Below are 19,569 nucleotides of genomic sequence, written 5' to 3' on the forward strand. Positions count from 1 at the left end.
CGGCTCGGGTGAGCCGCACCGTTGGGTGGGTGGTCGCCCACGGGAGCGGAGCTCCCCTGGCCTCAGTCCTGGTCGACGATCGACAGGGCGTGGGTGGGGCAGTAGCGGACCGCGGCCTCCGCGGCCTGGCGCAGCTCTTCGGGTGGACGCTGGTCGAGGATGGTCAGGTCGCCGGTCTTGGAGACCTCGAACACCCCGGGCGCCTCGCTCTGGCAGACGGCGTGGCCCTGGCACAGGTCCGTGTCGACGGCGATGCGCCACCCGTCGGCGCGGGTGCCCGGTGCCGACGCTCGAGCCGGCGCTTCGACTGCCGCGGCGTCGCCGGGAGCGCCGGCCACGGCCGCCGCGCTCGCTCCGGCCGTGCGGCGCTGGAACGTGGCGAGGCAGGGCTGGGCCAGCTGCACGACCATCTTGGAGTGGTCGTTGCGGTAGCTGTCGAGCGGCTGGGCGGCCTCGAAGGACCAGTCCTTGAGCAGGACCGAGAAGATGGCCTTGAGCTGCATCATGGCGAAGGCGGCCCCGACGCAGCGGTGGCGGCCGGCGCCGAAGGGGATCCAGTTCCACGGGTTGGCCGCGTCGGCCGCGGGGTCCTCGAGGTACCGGCCGGGCCGGAAGGCCTCGGCATCGCCGAACGCCTCGGGCAGGCGGTTCGAGACGGAGGGGGAGGCCGCCACCATCTTCCCCTTGCGGATGAGGTGGCCGCCGACCTCGAGGTCGATGTTGGACACCCGCAGCAGCAGGATCAGGGGCGGGTGGAGGCGGAGGGCCTCCTTGATCGCGCCCTCGAGGCGGGGCATCTCGCGCAGGGCCTGGTAGCTCACCTCGGTGCCGTCGGCGTAGAGGTCGTCGAGCTCGGCCACCACCGCGGCCATCTCCTCGGGGTGGCGCAGCAGCTCGATGAGCGTCCAGGCCGCAGTGCCCGAGGTGGTGTGGTGCCCGGCGAACATCATCGAGATGAACATGCCGGTGATCATGTCGGCGTCGAAGCGGAGGGCGCCCTCGTCGTCTCGGATCGACATGAGCACGTCGAGGAGGTCGCGGTCGTCCTTCTCGACGGGCGCCCCCGCCTCCTCGCGCTTGTCCATGATCGCTCCCACCAGCTCGACCAGGCCGGCACGGGCGCGGTCGCGTGCGTGGAACGACGGGATGTCGGCGTAGGCGTCGACGTAGGCGATGGCGTCGGTGCCCTGCTCGAGCTCGTGGTAGAGGTGCGAGAAGCGGTCATCGAGGTCGAGGCGGAACTTGCGGCCGATGAGGCACGACGACGACGTGTAGATGGTCAGCTCCGAGAACCAGTCGAGGAGATCGATCTCGCCGCCATCGCCCCAGCGGGCCACCATCTCGTCGACCTCGCGCTGGATGGTCTCGGCGTGGCCGCGCATCTGCTTGTCGCGCAGCGCCATGTTGTGGAGCTGCTCGCGCCGGCGCTCGGGGGAGGCGTCGAACACCACGCCCTCCCCGAAGATCGGGGTCATGAACGGGTAGGCGGCGGCCTGGTCGAGGTCGTCGTCGGTGGCCCGGAAGAAGACCTCGTTGGCCTCGGCGCCGGTGAGCAGCACCACCTCCTTGTCGGCGAGGCGGAACTCGCCGACGTCGCCGCACTCGGCGCGGGTGCGCTCCATCAGGCCGATGGGGTCGGCGCGCAGCTCCTCGAGGTGCCCGGTGGGGTGATCGCCCCCGGAGACCTTGGGCGGCTCGGGCAGCTCGGTGGGGATGAGGGTGTCGGTCACGTGTGGCTCCGATCGGGGAGGACGGGCGCTTCGGGCTCGACCTCGATGAGGGTGAGGTGCGTCCCCTTGGGGACCGACACCATGACGACGATGGCCTGGGCCACGTTCTCGGGGAGGAGGGCGCCGTTGTGGCGCAGGTGGCCCCACTTCTCCCAGTACGGCATGACGTGGAGGATGGTCTCCTCGCTCCAGGTGGTGCCCTGCTCGGTGGACGACGGGCCGGGCCGGACCATGCCGACGCGCACGCCCGTGCCCTCGAGCTCCATCTGCATCGAGCGGGCCAGGCCTTCGAGCCCGGCCTTGGCGGCGACGTACGACGACATGTGGGTGCGGGGCCGCACCACCACGTCGGAGGTCACGAAGACGATGTCGCCGTGGCCCCGCTCGACCATGGCCGGACCGAGCCGGGCCGCGAGGCGCTGGGCGCCCAGGAGGTTGACGTGCACCGAGGTGGCGAACTCGTCGGGGTCGGAGTCGAGGGCGGTGTGGGGCGCCACCTCGCCTGCGTTCGACACCACGATGTCGACCGGGCCGAACGCCTCCTCGGCGGCGACGGCGAACGCGTCGATCGAGGCCGGGTCGGCCAGGTCGAGGGCCAGGGCGGCGGCCTCGCCGCCCGCGTCGATGATGGCCTTGGCCAGATCGGTGAGGCGCTCGACGCGGCGGGCGGCCAGCACGACCGGGTGTCCGGCTGCGGCCAGCGCCTGGGCGGCGGCGGCCCCGATGCCCGACGACGCGCCGGTGACGATGGCCGGGCGGCGGGCGGGGTGCGGTTCGAAGCGGGGCATCAGCGGACCTTCACGAGGGTGGGCAGCGACTCGAAGCCGCGCACGTTGACGGAGTGGACGCGGCGGGTGCCGGCCGGGTCGATCTCGTACGAGCGCACCCGCTTCACCAGCTCCTCGAGCACGATGTGGGCCTCCAGGCGGGCCAGCGACGCCCCCATGCAGAAGTGGCGGCCCACGCCGAAGCTGGCGATGCCGACCGATTCGCGGTCGCGGTCGAGGTCGTAGCGATCGGGGTCGGCGAACGCCCGCTCGTCACGGTTCGCCGATCCGGCGAGCAGCAGCACGCGGTCGCCCTTGGGGATGGTCTGCCCGTAGTAGGTCAGGTCGCTGGTGGTGACCCGGGCGAGCATCTGGCTCGACGTGTCGTACCGCAGCGTCTCCTCGACCCAGTCGGGGATGCGGGCCGGGTCGGCGAACGCCCTGGCCCGCTCGTCGGGGTTCAGCCACGCCCAGTACCAGGCGTGGGCGAGGAGCTTGGTGGTGGTCTCGTTGCCGGCCACCACCATCAGGAACAGGAAGCCGGTGATCTCGTCGTCGGTGAGGCGATCACCATCGACCTCCGCGGCGCACAGCGCCGACACGAGATCGTCGCCCGGGTGGGCCCGGCGGTCGGCGATGAGGTCGGCGTAGTAGATGACCAGGGCGAACGCGGCCTCCACGCCGGCGGGGGGCACGTCGGTCACGCCCTCCTCACGGTGGATCAGCAGGTCGGACTGGCGGCGCAGCATGGCCCGGTCGGCCTGCGGCACCCCGAGCATCTCCGAGATGACGTCCATCGGGACCTTGCCGGCCAGATCGGCGACGAAGTCGAAGTCGCCCTTCTCCATGCAGGCATCGAGGTGCTGCACCGTGAGCGCCCGGATGCCCTCCTCCATGCCGGCCACCCGCCGGGGCGTGAAGCCCCGGGCCACGAGGCCGCGCATGCGGCCGTGCTGCGGCGGGTCCATCGCCAGGAACGACATGGTGCGGTGGGCGTGGGGGCCCGACGCCGCCGGGTCGATCGACACGCCCTCGGCGTTGGAGAACCGCTCCGAGTCGCGGAACGCCGCCATCACGTCCTCGTGCCGCGACAGGGCCCAGAAGTTGCGCTCGTCGTTGCGGTAGAGCGGGGCTTCCTCGCGCAGGCGGGCGTAGGTGGGGTACGGATCCTCGTGGATCTCGTAGGCGTAGGGGTCGTAGACGAGCGGTTCGCTGGTGACGGTCATCGGGCGGCGCCTCCCAGCACCAGGGCGGCCGCGTCGGCCAGCAGTCCGGGGATGGCGTCGTAGGCCAGGTGGCCGGTGCCGACCTGGAGCAGCGCGCCGGTGGTGGCCAGCTCGAGCGTCTGCACCGCCGCGGGCGAGGCGTCGTCACCGAGGGCCTCGGTGAGCCGCCGGTGCATCTCGAGCCCGATGCGCAGCCGCAGCTCCCGCACCTCGGGGTCGTCCGCGAGGAGGGCGACGGTGCACGCTGCGGCCAGCTCGGTCTCGTCGGCCACGACGAGGGCGAAGCCGAGGAGCACATCGGTGGCCCGGTTGGCGGGGGAGCGGCGGCGGTCGATCGGGGCGGCGTCCTGGCCGTCGAAGCGGCGCCAGAACACCTCGGCCACGAGGTGCTCCTTCGACGCGAAGTAGGTGTAGGCCGTCGCCGGGGCGACGCCGGCGCGCTTGGCGACGCTGCGCACGGTGAGGGCCGAGTACCCGGTGGCGATCAGCTCGGCGACGGCGGCTTCGGTGAGCCGGTCGACCGTGCGCGCCTGGCGGTCGCTGAGGTGCCGCCGGGTGGCCGGAGCAGGAACCTGGACACCAGTGCTGGACACGAGTCCAGTTTCTACGACCGATGGCCCGCGCTGTCAAGCACCCTCCCGTCGCCGCGCCGAAGCCGGTCGTAAGCTCCCTCGATGGCGCGGATCATGGGTGGGTGGAGCAGGCACGGTCGCGGCAGGAGCGGCGTGGCGCTGGGCGGGCTCGTCGCCGCGATGGCGCTCGTGGTGGTGGCGACCGTCAGTGGACCAGCCTCGGCTGACGTCTGGTCGTCGGCACCGTTCCCCGCCGACTTCCGGTCGGAGCCGACGTCCGACGCGCCTCCCGACATCGACGCCGGCGCCCGGTCGTTCGCCGATGTCGACAACCCGGGCCCCATCGAGGGCCAGTTCGGGTGCGGCGACGTCGAGGTGCTCGACGATGGCCCGATCGGGTTCCAGCTGTTCGACGGCGAGATCCTGCCCACCCGGTGGACCTCGGCGCAGCTGTGCCGCGTCGACGGCGACGCGCTGATCCTCGACCTCTACGGCGAGACCACGAACGCCGCCGGCACCGAGGTGGTCGGCACCGGGCACGCCCGGTTCGTCCGGGGGTCCGAGTCCTCGCCCTTCGTGCGGGTGGCGATCGACCTCACCGATGGGCGCTGCTTCTCCATCGCGCCGAGCGACGGTCTCTACGCGGGCCCCGACCCGGCCCAGCAGTACCTGCTCCAGGGGTGGAACTTCGCGGCCGACCCGTCGGTGAACTGCCTCTCGCGCCTGGTCCCTGCCTCCACGACGTCGACCACGTCGACGACGACGTCGACCAGCACGCCCACCACGACCTCCGCCGCGCCCACCACGGCGCCGGGCTCTACGGCGTCGACCACGGCGGCCGGCTCCACCGGAGCTGCGCCGGCTGCGGCCGTGCCCGTGTCGGGCACGGCGTCCTACGCCGGCTGATCCGCTTGGGCTGATCCGTTTGGGCTGAGGCGCTGCCGGTCAGCCCTCGGCCCGCGCCGAGGCCAGCGCGCTCGCCCACCAGACCAGGTCGTCGGTGGCGTGAGCGAGCCGGTCGTCGAGCTCGGCGAAGGCCTCGATGGTGAACGGGTCCAACTGCCGGGCCGCGATCAGGACGCTCGGCAGGATGTGCACGGCGTGGCGCAGCGGGGCCATCTCCAGCTCCACCACCACCTGGCGCAGCTGCTCCACGGCCCGGGCGCCGCCCACCTGGCCGTACGCCGCGAACGTGATCGGCTTGCGGTGGAGCTCCGGGAACACGTGGTCGAGCGCGTTCTTCAGCGACGACGAGTAGCCGTGGTTGTACTCGCCGGTCACCACCACGTAGCCGTCGGCCTGGTCGAGGCGCTCGCCGAAGCGCCGCACCTCCGGCGTCTCGTACTCGCGCCCGGCGCGAGCGGGGGCGACGTCGAGCTCGTAGATGGGCAGCGGGTGGTCGCGCAGGTCGAGCAGCTCGACGGTCAGGTCGTCGCGCTGCCCCAGCCGGTCCACGAGCCAGTCGCCGACCCGCTCGGAGAAGCGGCCGGGCCTCGTGGTGCCGAGGATGACCTGGATGTGGGGGACGGGCATGGCGGGCTCCTGCGTCGCGGGCGGCCCGACGATTCAACCCGAACGCGGGTCGGATTCCGCCTGGTCCCGCCGGGTTCGCCCCCGGTTGCGGCCGGACCCGTCCGGGAGCGAGGGTGGAGCGGTGGCCAGAGGAGCAGGGGAGCGGCGGGGTCCTCGGGGACCGGCGGTGGGCACGATCGTCACCGGGATGGTGGTCGGGCTGGTGAAGCGCGGCGTCACCGTGGAGCTCGGGAGCGCGGAGGGTCAGCTCGACCGGTCCCGCTACGGGGCCGCCGACCAGCTCGACGAGGCGGTGTACGGCGATGCGCTCACGGTCGAGGTCATCTCGAACGAGGGTGGCCAGATCGGGCTCTCCCGCGTCGCCATCGACCGCTCCCTGCGCCAGCCGCGCCCGCGCTCCGGTCGCCTGGAGCACCGCGACGGCGGCCTGGTCCTGGTGCCGGCCGACGGCGCCGAGCCCTTCCCGGTGGTCGTGCTCGACTGCCGAGACCCCAGCGCCCTCGAGCGCCAGGACCGCACCTGGCTGGTCGGCGCCCCGGTGAAGGGACGCCAGTTCGTCCTCGCGGCCGAGGGGTGACCGGCCTACTTGCATAGTCATGCAGGTGGGCGCATAGAGTGTCGCCATGACGGTTCGGGTCGGCATCATCGGAGCATCGGGGTTCACCGGGGCGGAGCTGCTGCGCCTGATCGCCGGGCACCCCGACCTCGAGGTGGTGGTGGCCACGGGCGACAGCCAGGCCGGCACCGCCGTCGCCGACCTGTACCCGAGCCTGGCCGCCGCCTACCCCGACCTCCGGTTCGTGCCCGCCACCGACACCATCGCCGACGACCACGACCTCGAGCTGGTGTTCTGCGGCCTCCCGCACGGCACCTCGCAGGCCATCGTCCCGGCGCTGCTCGACGGCAAGCGCACCGTGGTCGACCTGGCTGCCGACTTCCGGCTGAAGGACGCCTCGCTCTACCCCCAGTGGTACGGCGAGGCGCACACCGTGCCCGAGCTGCTCGCCGACGCCGTCTACGGCCTGCCGGAGCTGTTCCGGGCCGAGCTGGCCGGCGCCAAGCTCGTCGCCACGCCCGGCTGCTACGTCACCACCGCCACCTTGGCCCTCGCGCCGTTCCTGCAGGCCGGCCTGGTGGAGCCCACGGGGATCATCGTCGATGCGGCCAGCGGCGTGTCCGGTGCCGGACGCGTGCCCAAGCCCACCAACCACTTCAACACCGTCGACGAGGACTTCACCGCCTACGGCGTCTTGAACCACCGGCACACCCCAGAGATCGAGCAGAACCTCTCGCACGCCGCCGGGGTCGCCGCCCAGGTGCTGTTCACGCCGCACCTGGCGCCGATGAACCGGGGCATCTTGGCCACCTGCTACGCCCGCCCCACCGAGGCGGTCACCACCGAGTCGCTCCGGCAGGTGCTCCACGACGCCTACGACCTCGAGCCGTTCATGGTCGTGCGCGAGCAGTCGCCGTCCACCAAGGCCACGCTCGGGTCCCAGGCCGTCCACGTCACCGCCTTCGCCGACGACCGCACCGGGTGGGTCGTCGCCATCGCCGCCCTCGACAACCTCACCAAGGGCGCCTCGGGCGGTGCCATCCAGGCCGCCAACGTCGCCCTCGGCCTCCAGGAGACCGCCGGCCTCCCCCTCGTCGGCCTCTACCCCTAGCACCCCCCCCCAGCCCCGCCCGCCCCACCCTCCTCTGGTCGATCTTCCCCCTCCGCGGTGGACGATCGACCACAAGATCTCGGACCTCGATTTCTCTGGTCGATGTTCCACCGGGTGCGGGCAAGATCGACCATCGTCCGGGAGCTCCCGGGCGCGTAGAGAGGAAGCAGATGAGCGTCACCGCAGCGAAGGGGTTCGTGGCCGCAGGCATCCACTGCGGGCTGAAGCCGTCCGGCGACCCCGACCTGTCGCTGGTGGCCACCGCCGACGGCGTGCCCGTGGCGGCTGCCGCCGTGTTCACCGACAACAAGATGACCGCGGCGCCGGTGCTGACCTCCGATGCCCACCTGGCCCGCACCGGTGGCCGGGCGGTGGCGGTGATCCTGAACTCGGGCAACGCCAACGCTGCCACGGGCGCCCAGGGCCGGGCCGACGCCCAGGCCATGTGCGCGGCGGCCGCCGAGCAGCTGGGCTGCGATCCGCACGAGGTCCTGGTGTGCAGCACCGGGCTCATCGGCATCCCGCTGCCCATCGACACGATCGTCGCGGGGGTGCCGGCGCTCGCCGCCGCCAGGGCGGCCGATGGTGACGTCGCTGCTGCCGAGGCCATCCGCACCACGGACACGGCGCGCAAGGTGTCGACGGCGCCGGTCGGGGAGACCGGCGCCGTCGTCGGTGGCATGGCCAAGGGCGCGGCGATGCTCAGCCCCAACATGGCGACGATGCTGGCCGTGCTCACCACCGATGCCGAGGCCACGAACGACGAGCTGCGCGAGATCCTCCGCGGCGCCGTCTCCACCAGCTTCAACATCTTGATGACCGATGCCTGCCGGTCCACCAACGACACCGTGATCCTCCTGGCCAGCGGCGCCGCCGGCCCCGTCGACCACGACGAGCTGGCCGCCGCCGTCGGTCAGGTGTGCGCCGACCTCGCCGGCCAGATGGCGGGCGACGCGGAGGGGGCCACCAAGGTCGTGAAGCTCACGGTCACCGGTGCGGCCACCGATGCCGACGCCGAGGCCGGCGCCCGCCAGATCGCCGCCAGCGCCCTGTGCAAGTGCTCGTGGTTCGGCCAGGACCCCTACTGGGGCCGCCTCGCCAGCGAGCTCGGCGTGGCCGGCATCGCGATGGACCAGGAGCAGGTGGCGGTCAGCTACGGCGGGGTCACCGTGGCGGCCGGCGGCATCACCATCGCCCACGACGAGGCCACCGTCGCCACCCACATGGCGCAGCGCCACCTCGACATCGTGTGCGACCTCGGTCTCGGCGACGGCACGTTCACCGTCCTCACCAACGACCTCACCCACGAGTACATCGACGAGAACACCGGCGGCAGCTGACCACCAGCACACCGCCGACCCGGGTTCCCGGCACGGTGTTGCATAGACATGCATCATCATGCATACACTGTGCGATGGCTGAACACGACCACGTGGACCCGGCGGCGCTGGCCGACGTCACGCCCGCCGTCCGCGCCGCCATCCTCGTGGAGGCGCTGCCCTACATCCAGGCCTTCGCCGGGCGCACCGTCGTCATCAAGTTCGGTGGCAACGCCATGGTCGACGAAGCCCTGGCCCACTCGTTCGCCGCCGACATCGTCCTGCTGCGGGCCATCGGGCTGAAGCCCGTCGTGGTCCACGGCGGCGGTCCCCAGATCGGGGAGCTGCTCGCCAAGCTGGGTCTCGAGTCGGAGTTCAAGGACGGGCTGCGGGTCACCGATGCCGACACGCTCGACGTGGCCCGCATGGTGCTCACCGGCCGGGTCAACGCCGACATCGTCTCGGCCATCAACCAGCGCGACCAGGTGGCCGTGGGGCTCTCGGGCGAGGATGCCGGGCTGATCATCGCCGAGCAGCGCCACGCCGACCTCGGCTACGTGGGCGACGTGGTCGAGGTCAACCGCCGGATCCTCGACACCCTCCTGGCCGCCGACTTCATCCCCGTCATCTCCACCATCGGGGCCGACGAGAAGGGCCAGGCGTACAACATCAACGCCGACACGGCCGCCATCGCCATCGCCGCCAACCTCGAAGCCGAGAAGCTCATCTACCTGACCGACGTCCCGGGCGTCCTCACCGATGTGGCCGACCCCTCCACGCTCGTGTCGCGCCTCTCCACGGCCCGGGCCATGGGCCTGATCGCCGATGGCGTCATCTCCGGCGGGATGATCCCCAAGATCGAGGCGTGCCTCGACGCCGTGGCCGACGGCGTGGGCTCGGCCCACATCCTCGACGGCCGCATCCCGCACGTGGTCCTGCTGGAGCTGCTCACCGACGCCGGTGTCGGCACCATGATCACCCGGGCTGACGAGGCGACGGCATGAGCACCACCACCCACACCGTCCACGGCGCCGCCATGCACGCACCGGCCGACCAGGTCCGCTGCCCGCTCATGCCCACCTACGGGCCGCCGCAGGTCCAGTTCGTGAAGGGCGCGGGCGCCCGCCTCTGGGATGCCGACGGCAAGGAGTACCTCGACTTCTTGTCCGGGCTCGCCGTCACCGGCCTGGGCCACAGCCACCCGGCGGTCGCCGAGGCGCTGCACACCCAGGCGCAGACCCTGCTCCACGTCTCCAACCTGTTCGGCACCGAGCCGGGCTGGGAGGTGGCCGTCACGCTCGACCGCCTCCTGGGCGGCGGCGGCCAGGTGTTCTTCGCCAACTCCGGTGGCGAGGCCAACGAGTGCGCCCTCAAGCTGGCCCGCAAGTGGGGCGGCCGGGGCAAGCACGTCGTCATCAGCGCCCTGGGCTCGTTCCACGGCCGCACCCTCGCCACCCTCCACGCCACCGGCCAGCCCCAGAAGTGGGAGGCGTTCCAGCCGCTGCCCGAGGGCTTCCGCCACGTCGAGTGGAACGACCTCGACGCGCTCGAGTCCGCCATCGACCCCACGGTCGCCGCGGTCCTGCTGGAGCCGGTCCAGGGCGAGGGCGGGGTCAACCCGGCCACGGCCGAGTACTTCCAAGGCGTGCGGCGGCTGTGCGACGAGCGCGGCCTGCTGTTCATGGTCGACGAGGTCCAGACCGGCCTCGGCCGCACCGGCCGGTGGTTCGGCCATCAGCACTTCGACGTGGTGCCCGACGTGGTCACCATGGCCAAGGCCCTGGGCAACGGCGTCCCGATCGGCGCGTGCTGGGCCCAGGCCGAGGTGGCCCGGGCGTTCGAGCCCGGCGACCACGCCACCACCTATGGCGGCCAACCGCTGGCCACCGCTGCGGCCAAGGCCGTGCTGGCGGTCATGGAGGCCGAGGACGTCCCGGGCCGGGCCACGCGGGCGGGGGAGCGGCTGGCCCAGGTGCTCCCGGCCGACCCGCACGTCGCCGCCGTCCGGGGCCTCGGCCTGCTCTTGGCGGTCCAGTTGGTCGACGGGCTCGATGCCCGTGCGGTGGCCCAGGCCGCCCTCGACCGTGGCCTCGTGGTCAACGCCGTCACGCCCACCGCGCTCCGGCTGGCCCCCAACCTGCTCATCACCGACGACGAGATCGACGAAGCGGCCGCCATCTTGGCGCTCGCCTACCAAGACGCGGAGGCATCGTGACCCGGCACCTGTTGGAGATCGACGATCTCAACGCGGACGAGCTCGAAGAGGTCCTCGAGCGCTGCACCGCCCCGCACCCGGCCCGGGTGCTCGACGGCCGCGGCGCGGCGCTGATCTTCCAGAAGCCGTCCAACCGCACGCGCAACTCCACCGAGATGGCGGTGGTCGAGCTGGGCGGGCACCCCATCTACCTGAAGCCCGATGAGGTCGACATCGATGGCCGCGAGACCGCCGAAGACGTCGCCCGCACCCTCGCCTGCTACCACTCGGTGATCGCGGCGCGGGTGTTCGACCACACCGTCCTCGAGCGGATGGCCGGCGCGGTGACCATCCCGGTGGTGAACCTGCTCTCCGACCTGAGCCACCCGCTCCAGGCCATCGCCGACCTGCTCACCATCCGGGCGGAGTTCGGCCCGCAGCTGGGTGGCCGGTCCGTGACCTGGGTGGGCGACTACTCCAACGTCGCCCGCTCGCTGGGGCTGGCCTGCTCGATGCAGGGCATGCGGATCCGCTTCTCCTGCCCCGAGGCCTACCAGCCACCGGCCGAGGACCTGATGCGCATGGCCGAGCTGGGCGCCGACTGGGCCGAGTACGACGGCGATCCGCAGGCGGCCGCCGAGGGCACCGATGTGCTCGTCACCGACGCCTGGTACTCGATGGGCCAGGAGGAGGAGGCGGCGCTCCGCAAGCCGATCTTCGAGCGCTACCGGGTCGACCAGGCCCTGCTCGACCGGGCCCACGACGACGCCATCTTCATGCACTGCCTCCCTGCCCACCGCGGCGAGGAGGTCACCAACGAGGTCCTCGACGGGCCCCGGAGCCGGGTGTGGCCCGAAGCGGCCAACCGCCAGCCGGCCGCCCGCGGCGCGCTGGAGTGGCTGGTCGGTGCGTCGGAGGCGGGCCGGTGAGCACGCGCACGAAGACCCCGCCGCCGCTCGTCCGCCTGGCCAAGAACCAGCGCCAGCACCTGGTCGCCAAGCTCCTGTCGCAGCACGCCGTCACCAACCAGGAGCAGCTCGTCGCCCTCCTGTCCGGCGAGGGGGTGGGTGCCACGCAGGCCACCGTCAGCCGCGACCTCGACGATCTCGGCGCCATCAAGGTGCGTGCCGGCGGTGGTGACACCGTCTACGCCATCCCCGAGCTCCCCCGGGACCAGCTGGCCCCCGAGGAGCACCTCCGCCGGGCACTCGGCGAGTGGGTGGTCGAGGTCTCGTCGTCGGCCAACATCGTCGTGCTCCGCACCCCGCCGGGCACCGCCAACGTCGTCGGATCGGCCCTCGACCGCTCGGGGCTCCCCGAGGTCATCGGCACCGTCGCCGGCGACGACACCGTCATCATCGTGGTGGCCGAAGGCCTCACCGGGGCCGAGGTGGCCCACCAGCTCCGTGAGCTGGCAGGCCTCACCTGATCCGGTCCATGCTCACCAGCAAGCTCTCCTGACAACCAAGAACGAAAGAGGAACCAACGTGGCGAAGCGCGTGGTACTGGCCTACTCCGGCGGTCTCGACACCTCCGTGGCCGTGCGCTGGATGATCGAGGAGCTCGGGGTCGAGGTGATCGCCCTGGCGGTCGACGTCGGCCAGGCCTCCGACGACTGGGACGTGGTGCGCGAGCGCGCCCGCGCTGCCGGCGCCATCGACGCCATCGTGGTCGACGCCCGCAAGGAGTTCGCCGAGGACTTCGTGGCGCCGGCCCTCAAGGCCAACGCCATGTACGAGGGCCGCTACCCGCTGGTGTCGGCGCTGAGCCGCCCGGTGATCGTGAAGCACCTCGTCGAGACGGCCCGCTACCACGGCGCGTCGGCCGTCGCCCACGGCTGCACCGGCAAGGGCAACGACCAGGTCCGCTTCGAGGTGTCCACCCGGGCCCTGGCGCCCGACCTCGAGGTCATCGCTCCCGTCCGCGGCTGGGGCATGACCCGCGAGGACAGCATCCACTACGCCTACGACCACCAGATCCCGATCCAGGCGACGAAGGAGAAGGTGTACTCCATCGACGACAACCTCTGGGGCCGCGCGATCGAGTGCGGTGAGATGGAGGACCCGTGGGCCGTCCCGCCCAAGGGGGTCTGGCTGCTCACCCAGCAGACCGAGACCGAGCCGCGAGATCTCGTGATCGGCTTCGAGCAGGGCATGCCCGTCTCCGTCGATGGCGAGGCGCTCGGGATGCTGGAGATCATCGAGAAGCTCAACACCATCGTGGGGGCGTACGGCTGGGGCCGGATCGACATGGTCGAGAACCGCCGCGTCGGCATCAAGAGCCGCGAGACCTACGAGTGCCCGGCCGCGCTGGCGCTGATCCTGGCCCACAAGGACCTCGAGTCCATCTGCCTCGAACGGGATCTCGACCGCGAGAAGGCCCGCATCGAGCCCCGCTACGCCGAGCTCATCTACGACGGCCTGTGGTTCAGCCCGCTCAAGGAGTCGTTCGACGCGTTCGTCGACAAGAGCCAGGAGTTCGTCACCGGCGAGGTGCGCCTGCGCCTCAGCCCCGACTCGTGCACCGTCACGGGCCGCCGCTCCGAGCACTCCCTGTACGACTACGAGCTGGCCACCTACGACGCCGCCGACACGTTCCGGCACGAGGACTCGGCCGGCTTCGTCCGCCTCTGGGGCCTCGGCATCGAGACCTGGTCGGCCCGGCAGGCCTCCAAGCGCCCGTCGAGCTGATGACCGACTTCACCGAGGGCGACGGCAAGACGCTGTGGCACGGCCGGTTCGCCGCCGGGCCGGCCGAGCAGCTGCTGGCGTACACCGTCTCGCTCCCGTACGACCAGCGCCTCGCTCCCGACGACATCACCGGGTCCCGCGCCCACGTGCGCGGCCTGGTGCGGGGCGGCCTGCTCGACGGCGACGAGGCCGCCGCCATCTTCAGCGCGCTCGATCAGGTCGAGGAGGAGCTGGCCGGCGGGACCTTCGAGTTCGGTCCGGCCGACGAGGACATCCACACCGCCGTCGAGCGCCGCGTCACGGAGCTGGCCGGCCCGGCGGGCGGCAAGATCCACACCGGCCGCAGCCGCAACGACCAGGTGGCCACCGACCTGCGCCTCTACACCAAGCGGGCGCTGCTCCAGGTGGCCTCGGCGGTGCTCGACCTGCAGCAGGTGCTGCTCACCCGCGCCGATGCCGCCGGCGGCGCCTACCTGCCTGGCTACACCCACCTCCAGCGCGCGCAGCCGGTGCTGCTCAGCCACCACCTGCTGGCGCACGGCTGGTCGCTGGCCCGAGACGTCGACCGGCTGCTCTCCACGTTCGCCCGCACCGACGTGTCGCCGCTCGGCGCCGGCGCGCTGGCGGGCTCGTCGCTGCCCCTCGACCCGGCCGGCACGGCCGCCGACCTGGGCTTCGCCGAGGTGTTCGACAACTCGCTCGACGCGGTCAGCGACCGCGACTTCGTGGCCGAGGCGCTCTTCGACCTGGCCCTGCTCGGGATCCACCTCTCGCGCATCGGCGAGGAGGTGTGCCTGTGGGCCTCCGACGAGTTCGGGTTCCTCCAGCTCGACGACGGCTACTCCACCGGCAGCTCGATGATGCCGCAGAAGAAGAACCCCGACATCGCCGAGCTGGCTCGCGGCAAGAGCGGTCGCCTCATCGGGCACCTCACGGGCCTGCTCACCACGCTCAAGGGCCTTCCGATGACCTACAACCGAGACCTCCAGGAGGACAAGGAGCCCCTGTTCGACGCGGTCGACCAGATCGTCTTGGCCCTCGCCGCCATGAGCGGCCTGCTCGCCACGTCCACGTTCGTCACCGATCGGATGGCTGCTGCCGCCGATTCGCCGTACGCCGCGGCCACCGACCTCGCCGAGCTCCTGGTCGAGGGGGGCACACCGTTCCGCGAGGCCCACGCCATCGTCGGCGAGATCGTCCGCCGGGCCCTCGACGGCGAAGCCCCGATGGCCGACCTCGTGGCGGCCCACCCGCTGCTCGGCCCCGCCGGTGCGGCCATCTTGGAGCCCGGCGTCTCGGTCACCCGCCGCACCACCCGGGGCGGGGCCGGCCCCGTGCCCGTGGCCGCGCAGCTCGAGCGGTTCCGGAGCCGGATCGCCGACGACGCCAACCGCGTGGCCAGTGCCTGACGAGCCGGTCCCGCCGGGAGCGGGCTGGGCGTTCCGGGAGCGGATCAAGGTCCGCTACCAGGAGGTCGACCTCCAGAACGTCGTCTTCAACGCCCACTACCTCGGGTTCTGCGATGTGGCGTCCGCGGCCTGGTTCCAGCACACCGTCGGCTGGACCGGGGTCGATGACGACATCGACTGGATGCTGGTGAAGGCCACGCTCGAGTGGCAGGGCTCGGCCACCTACGGCGACACCCTCGACGTCGACTGCGGCATCGCCCGGTGGGGGACCTCCTCGTTCGACATCGCCTACCGCGGCACCGTCGGCGACCGCCCGGTGTTCACCGCCCTCATCACCTACGTCTGCGTGGTCCCGGGAACCAAGGAGTCGACCCCCGTGGCGAGCCGGATGCGCGACGCCCTCGGCTCTGCGCCCACCACCGCCTGACGCCGCCCGCAGGTCTCAGGTGGCCTTGCGGGCCACGAGGTGGAACAGCCGGCTCACCAGCCGGTACGGGTCGCGGCGCGACGCGGCCGCCTCGAGCTCGATCAGGGCGTCGGGGTCGTCGACCTCGTGGCCCGGTTCCCACGCGTCGCTGAACGTCCGCACGCCGTACCAGCCCACCGGCTCGGCACCCAGCGACCGCAGCGTCGCGCCGAGCGCGTCGGGCCGATCGGCGCGGGTCTGGCGCCCGAGGCCGTTGCGGTAGCGCTCGCCCCCGATGAGCTGCAGCGCCTCCGTGGTGCTGCCCCGGAGCCCGGGCCGCATGGCCAGCGCGTCGGCGCTGGCCGCGACGATCGACACCAGGCCGCCGGGCCGCGCCAGGTCGACCAGCGCTGCGAGCAGGGGGAGCGGGTCCTCGAGGTACATGAGGACCCCGTGGCAGCAGACCAGATCGAACCGGTCGTGGCCCAGCACGTCGGCGGCCCGGTCGCCATCGGCGAGCACCAGGCTGATCCGCTCGGCCACCTCGCCCGGTTCCCGGGCCAGGCGCGCCCGTGCTGCGGCGAGCATGGCGGCCGACGGGTCCAGCACCACGACGCGGTGGCCGCGGCGGGCGAGCGGGACGTCCTGCTCGGCCGAGCCACCCCCCACGTCGACCACGGTCTCCTCGCCCGCGAGGTGCTCGCGCAGGTGCCCGTCGATCACCTCGGTGCGCACCCGGCCCCGCAGGTCGGCGTAGTGCCTCCGGGCGAAGGCGTCGGCGACGTCGGCGAACGGGTCTCCCATCGGGGCCGCCCGCTCGGGTGCGTCCTCGCCGGGTGTCCGTGGCACGAGGCCCGATCCTAGGAGGACGCGTCGGAGCGACCGCCGGGGCCGACCGGGTTCCCTAGGCTCACCGGCCATGCTGCTGCTGCGCAACCAGGTCCAGCCCTACGCGTGGGGCGCCATCGACGGGCTGGCGCGCATCGTGGGCTCGGCGCCCACGGGCGGCCCCGAGGCAGAGCTGTGGGTCGGCACCCACCCGGGCGCACCGTCGCTGGTGGTCGGCGACCCCGAGGCCCGCACCCTCGCCCAGGTCATCGCCGCCGACCCGGCCCGCTGGCTGGGCCCCGAGCTGGCGGCCGAGGGCCACACCGCCCTCCCGTTCCTCCTCAAGGTGCTGGCCATCGGCCGACCGCTCTCGCTCCAGGCCCATCCTTCGCAGGCCCAGGCCGAGGCCGGCTTCGAGCGGGAGGACGCCGCCGGCCTGGCGCTCGACGCTCCCGATCGCAGCTACCGCGACGTCTGGCCCAAGCCCGAGGCCCTCGTCGCGCTGGGCACCACGTGGGCGCTCTGCGGGTTCCGCCCGCCCCTCGAGGCGGCCAACCTCCTCGCCGGCCTTGGCGTCGAGGCGTTCGACCCGCTCGTGTCGGCCCTGGCCACCGGGGACGAAGCGCACCTCAGGACCGTCCTCGGGTGGCTGCTCCGGCTCGATGGTCGTTCGCGCGACGCGATCGCCGCAGCGGTGGCCGCATCGGTCGAGCGCCTCCGCGGCGACGACCTGGCCGATCCGCGGGTGTGGGTGCGGCGCCTGGTCGACGCCTTCCCCGGCGACCCGACGGCCGTGGCGCCGCTCCTGCTCAACGTGGTGCGCCTCGATGCGGACGAAGCCGTCCACCTGCCGGCGGGGAACCTGCACGCCTACCTCGATGGCGCCGGCGTCGAGATCATGGCCGCCTCCGACAACGTCCTGCGCGGCGGCCTCACTCCGAAGCACATCGACGTCGACGAGCTGCTGGCCGTCCTGCAGTTCGAGCCGGGGATGCCTCCGAGCCCGGTGATCGAGGACCTGGGCGGCGGTGTCACCACCTACGACGCCGGCGAGGAGGCGTTCGCACTCGCCGCGCTCACCCCGGGTGACGCCACCCTCGAGATCGCACCTGTCGCGCCCTCGCTCCTGCTCGCCACCGGTGGGTCGGTCGAGATCGACGGCCCCGGCGCCACCGGCGCGCTCGTCGTCGCCGGCGGCGACGCCGTGTTCGTCCCGCCTGGATCCGGTTCGTATCGCGTGGCCGGCACCGGTCGGGTCTGGTGGGGGACCACGGGCGATGGCCTCCCGGCCTGACCTGGCGGGCGCGGCTTCGACCGATCGGCCGCTCACCAGGGCGTTCTACGCCCGCGATCCGCTCGTGGTCGCACCCGAGCTGCTCAACAAGGTGCTGGTGCACGGCCGCCGGGCGGGCCGGATCGTCGAGGTCGAGGCCTACCGAGGGGCGGACGATCCCGCCAGCCACGCGCATCGGGGCCAGACGCCGCGGACCGAGGTGATGTTCGGTCCCGCCGGGCACCTGTACGTGTACTTCACCTACGGCATGCACTGGTGCGCGAACGCGGTCACCTCCGAGGACGGGGTCGCGGGGGCGGTGCTGATCCGGGCGCTCGCCCCGCTGCGCGCCATCGACGACATGGCCGCCGCCCGCCCGCGAGCCCGGCGCCCGGTCGACATCGCCAACGGCCCGGCCAAGGCCTGCCAGGCGATGGGCATCGACGGCACGTTCGACGGCATCGACCTGGTCCGGGGCGATCGCGGCGTGACCATCGTCGACGACGGCACCGCCGCTCCCGCGCGGCCGACCACCGGCCCGCGCGTGGGGATCTCCGTGGCGACCGAGCGGCCCTGGCGCTACAGCGTCCCCGGCGACCCGCACCGATCCAAGCCCTGGTGAGCACCCGGAACCCACCGCGGCGGCGGTGCCGGCGGTGATGCGGTAGGCAGGGCCGATGCAGCCGTACGAGCGGATCGCCGCCGATGACCCTCGCCTCGGTCCCTCCGATGACCGGGCGGTCGCCCTGGCCCACCTCGGCGAGGCGGTGCTCGACGCGCCCACCCCGGTCGCCCACCGGTCCGAGGTGGTCCGCTTCGTCGAGCACCATCCCGACATCGCGCTGCGCACCAACCCCGATGCCCACCTCACCGGCTCGGCCCTGGTGGTCGATGCCCAGGGCGAGCGCACCCTGCTGATGCTCCACCGCAAGCTGGGCCGCTGGTTCCAGCCGGGCGGCCATGCCGACGGCGACACCAACCTGCCCGCCGTGGCGTTGAAGGAGGCGCGCGAGGAGACCGGCATCGACGATCTCGCCGTGGTCGTGCCGGCCATCGACGTCGACGTCCACCAGGTGTCGCCCCCAGCGGAGGCTCCGCACCTCCACCTCGACGTGCGCTACCTCGTGTTCGCCCCGCCCGGCTCGGTCGAGCACGCCAACGCGGAGTCGCTCGCCCTGCGCTGGGTCACCGAGGACGACCTCGATCTCCTCGACCCGGCGGTCGACGACAGCACGCGCCGGCTGGTGGTGCGGGGCCTGGCGATCGCTCGGGAGCTGGTGGCTCCCGCCTGAGGCTGGCTCAGCCGACGTCGCCGGGGGTGTCGCACTCCGGGATGTTGTTCACCTGGGTGAACACCTGGATGGTCTGGTCGACCGAGTCGCTGCCGATCTCGCTGCGGTCGAGCAGCAGCTGGGCGTTGGGGTCGGTGTGCAGCCGCGTGGCGTAGTCCTGGCGGTCGGCCAGGTAGGTCCGCCAGTCCTTGATCCAGCCGGCCATCGACACCGCGGCGTCTCCGGTCGTGGGTGCCTTGGCCTCGACGTCGTCGATGAACCGCCCGACGATGACGTTGGCGTCGTCGAGCACGTCGGCGCGGGCGCTAGCGGTCTTGATGTGCGCAGCGTTCGGCAGGTCGGCCAGGTTCGCCACCATCGCCTTGCACTGGCCCTGCAGCAGGGTGACGTACGCCTCGTCCTTCAGCCGGTCGGGGTTCTGCTTCGCCGGCGCCCCGGAGAAGATCCACACCCAGAAGATCACCATGCCGATCACGGTCATGATCGCCAGCACCCGCCCGATCGTGAAGCCCTTCCGCTTGGCTTCCACCGGTTCGGGGACCGCCTGCTCCGGAGCATCCACGTCGACCATGCGATCAGCCTCGCCGCCGGGCCGGGGCCGGGTCCAACCCGCCCGGCGATCTCATGTCGCGCCCCCGGGGGCGGTCATGCGACGATGGCACC

At 72.5% G+C, this 19,569-nt stretch carries 21 protein-coding genes and 1 pseudogene; 14 read left to right on the top strand and 8 right to left on the bottom strand.

What is annotated here, in order from left to right; all coding sequences use genetic code 11:
• Positions 1–62: 62 nt before the first annotated feature.
• From ACPPVX_RS22375 to ACPPVX_RS22395, 5 genes and pseudogenes are all read right to left on the bottom strand, one after another.
• Positions 63–338, bottom strand: a complete 276-nt coding sequence (locus ACPPVX_RS22375; protein WP_426575072.1) for a ferredoxin — start codon at positions 336–338, stop codon at positions 63–65.
• A gap of 21 nt (positions 339–359) precedes the next feature.
• Positions 360–1,715, bottom strand: a pseudogene (locus ACPPVX_RS22380) (cytochrome P450); the annotation flags it as partial.
• An 11-nt stretch (positions 1,716–1,726) separates the two neighbouring features.
• Complete coding sequence (locus ACPPVX_RS22385) at positions 1,727–2,518, bottom strand: SDR family oxidoreductase (RefSeq protein WP_426572800.1); 792 nt, start codon at positions 2,516–2,518, stop codon at positions 1,727–1,729.
• Complete coding sequence (locus ACPPVX_RS22390) at positions 2,518–3,723, bottom strand: cytochrome P450 (protein ID WP_426572801.1); 1,206 nt, start codon at positions 3,721–3,723, stop codon at positions 2,518–2,520. Before ACPPVX_RS22390 ends, ACPPVX_RS22385 begins: the two co-directional genes overlap by 1 nt.
• A complete protein-coding gene (locus tag ACPPVX_RS22395) occupies positions 3,720–4,316 on the bottom strand; it encodes a TetR/AcrR family transcriptional regulator (RefSeq protein ID WP_426572802.1) in 597 nt (198 codons plus the stop codon). Before ACPPVX_RS22395 ends, ACPPVX_RS22390 begins: the two co-directional genes overlap by 4 nt.
• Positions 4,317–4,397: 81 nt before the next feature.
• Here ACPPVX_RS22395 and ACPPVX_RS22400 point away from each other — a divergent pair, with 81 nt between their 5' ends.
• Positions 4,398–5,201 carry a hypothetical protein gene (locus tag ACPPVX_RS22400; RefSeq protein ID WP_426572803.1) on the top strand — a complete coding sequence of 268 codons (804 nt, stop codon included), beginning with the start codon at positions 4,398–4,400 and terminating at the stop codon, positions 5,199–5,201.
• 39 nt (positions 5,202–5,240) lie between these two features.
• On the opposite strand, the gene ACPPVX_RS22405 is transcribed toward ACPPVX_RS22400, so the two are convergent.
• The gene (locus ACPPVX_RS22405) at positions 5,241–5,828 is read right to left on the bottom strand and encodes an NADPH-dependent FMN reductase (RefSeq protein WP_426572804.1); all 588 of its coding nucleotides are present in this window, start codon (positions 5,826–5,828) and stop codon (positions 5,241–5,243) included.
• A 166-nt stretch (positions 5,829–5,994) separates the two neighbouring features.
• Between ACPPVX_RS22405 and ACPPVX_RS22410 the strand changes: the two genes are divergently transcribed.
• From ACPPVX_RS22410 to ACPPVX_RS22455, 10 genes are all read left to right on the top strand, one after another.
• The gene (locus tag ACPPVX_RS22410; RefSeq protein ID WP_426572805.1) at positions 5,995–6,405 is read left to right on the top strand and encodes a hypothetical protein; all 411 of its coding nucleotides are present in this window, start codon (positions 5,995–5,997) and stop codon (positions 6,403–6,405) included.
• A 46-nt stretch (positions 6,406–6,451) separates the two neighbouring features.
• The gene (gene argC, locus ACPPVX_RS22415) at positions 6,452–7,495 is read left to right on the top strand and encodes an N-acetyl-gamma-glutamyl-phosphate reductase (RefSeq protein ID WP_426572806.1); all 1,044 of its coding nucleotides are present in this window, start codon (positions 6,452–6,454) and stop codon (positions 7,493–7,495) included.
• 170 nt (positions 7,496–7,665) lie between these two features.
• On the top strand, positions 7,666–8,835 hold the full coding sequence (gene argJ / locus ACPPVX_RS22420; RefSeq protein ID WP_426572807.1) for a bifunctional glutamate N-acetyltransferase/amino-acid acetyltransferase ArgJ: 1,170 nt from the start codon (positions 7,666–7,668) through the stop codon (positions 8,833–8,835).
• 74 nt (positions 8,836–8,909) lie between these two features.
• Entirely contained in the window at positions 8,910–9,818 is a 909-nt protein-coding gene (gene argB, locus ACPPVX_RS22425; RefSeq protein WP_426572808.1) for an acetylglutamate kinase, read from the top strand.
• A complete protein-coding gene (locus tag ACPPVX_RS22430) occupies positions 9,815–11,029 on the top strand; it encodes an acetylornithine transaminase (protein ID WP_426572809.1) in 1,215 nt (404 codons plus the stop codon). Before argB ends, ACPPVX_RS22430 begins: the two co-directional genes overlap by 4 nt.
• The gene (gene argF, locus ACPPVX_RS22435; protein ID WP_426572810.1) at positions 11,026–11,937 is read left to right on the top strand and encodes an ornithine carbamoyltransferase; all 912 of its coding nucleotides are present in this window, start codon (positions 11,026–11,028) and stop codon (positions 11,935–11,937) included. Before ACPPVX_RS22430 ends, argF begins: the two co-directional genes overlap by 4 nt.
• Positions 11,934–12,437, top strand: coding sequence for an arginine repressor (gene argR / locus ACPPVX_RS22440; RefSeq protein WP_426572811.1), 504 nt, complete (start codon positions 11,934–11,936; stop codon positions 12,435–12,437). Before argF ends, argR begins: the two co-directional genes overlap by 4 nt.
• Positions 12,438–12,495: 58 nt before the next feature.
• On the top strand, positions 12,496–13,698 hold the full coding sequence (locus ACPPVX_RS22445) for an argininosuccinate synthase (RefSeq protein ID WP_426572812.1): 1,203 nt from the start codon (positions 12,496–12,498) through the stop codon (positions 13,696–13,698).
• Entirely contained in the window at positions 13,698–15,107 is a 1,410-nt protein-coding gene (gene argH, locus ACPPVX_RS22450) for an argininosuccinate lyase (protein WP_426572813.1), read from the top strand. The genes ACPPVX_RS22445 and argH overlap by 1 nt, the downstream gene beginning before the upstream one ends.
• Positions 15,100–15,534: an acyl-CoA thioesterase gene (locus ACPPVX_RS22455; RefSeq protein WP_426572814.1), complete on the top strand. Its 435-nt coding sequence runs from the start codon at positions 15,100–15,102 to the stop codon at positions 15,532–15,534. Before argH ends, ACPPVX_RS22455 begins: the two co-directional genes overlap by 8 nt.
• A 15-nt stretch (positions 15,535–15,549) precedes the next feature.
• Here ACPPVX_RS22455 and ACPPVX_RS22460 read toward each other — a convergent pair whose 3' ends face one another.
• A complete protein-coding gene (locus ACPPVX_RS22460) occupies positions 15,550–16,362 on the bottom strand; it encodes a methyltransferase (protein WP_426572815.1) in 813 nt (270 codons plus the stop codon).
• 70 nt (positions 16,363–16,432) lie between these two features.
• Here ACPPVX_RS22460 and manA point away from each other — a divergent pair, with 70 nt between their 5' ends.
• The 3 genes from manA to ACPPVX_RS22475 are packed head-to-tail and all read left to right on the top strand — an operon-like array spanning position 16,433 to position 18,906.
• Positions 16,433–17,635, top strand: coding sequence for a mannose-6-phosphate isomerase, class I (manA, locus tag ACPPVX_RS22465; protein ID WP_426572816.1), 1,203 nt, complete (start codon positions 16,433–16,435; stop codon positions 17,633–17,635).
• Entirely contained in the window at positions 17,619–18,236 is a 618-nt protein-coding gene (locus tag ACPPVX_RS22470; protein WP_426572817.1) for a DNA-3-methyladenine glycosylase, read from the top strand. Before manA ends, ACPPVX_RS22470 begins: the two co-directional genes overlap by 17 nt.
• Before the next feature lie 55 nt (positions 18,237–18,291).
• Positions 18,292–18,906, top strand: a complete 615-nt coding sequence (locus tag ACPPVX_RS22475) for an NUDIX hydrolase (RefSeq protein ID WP_426572818.1) — start codon at positions 18,292–18,294, stop codon at positions 18,904–18,906.
• A gap of 7 nt (positions 18,907–18,913) precedes the next feature.
• On the opposite strand, the gene ACPPVX_RS22480 is transcribed toward ACPPVX_RS22475, so the two are convergent.
• The gene (locus tag ACPPVX_RS22480) at positions 18,914–19,477 is read right to left on the bottom strand and encodes a hypothetical protein (RefSeq protein ID WP_426572819.1); all 564 of its coding nucleotides are present in this window, start codon (positions 19,475–19,477) and stop codon (positions 18,914–18,916) included.
• Between the last annotated feature and the right edge of the window lie 92 nt (positions 19,478–19,569).

Origin of the sequence: Aquihabitans sp. McL0605, assembly GCF_049993875.1 — a bacterium.
GTDB lineage: Bacteria > Actinomycetota > Acidimicrobiia > Acidimicrobiales > Iamiaceae > Aquihabitans.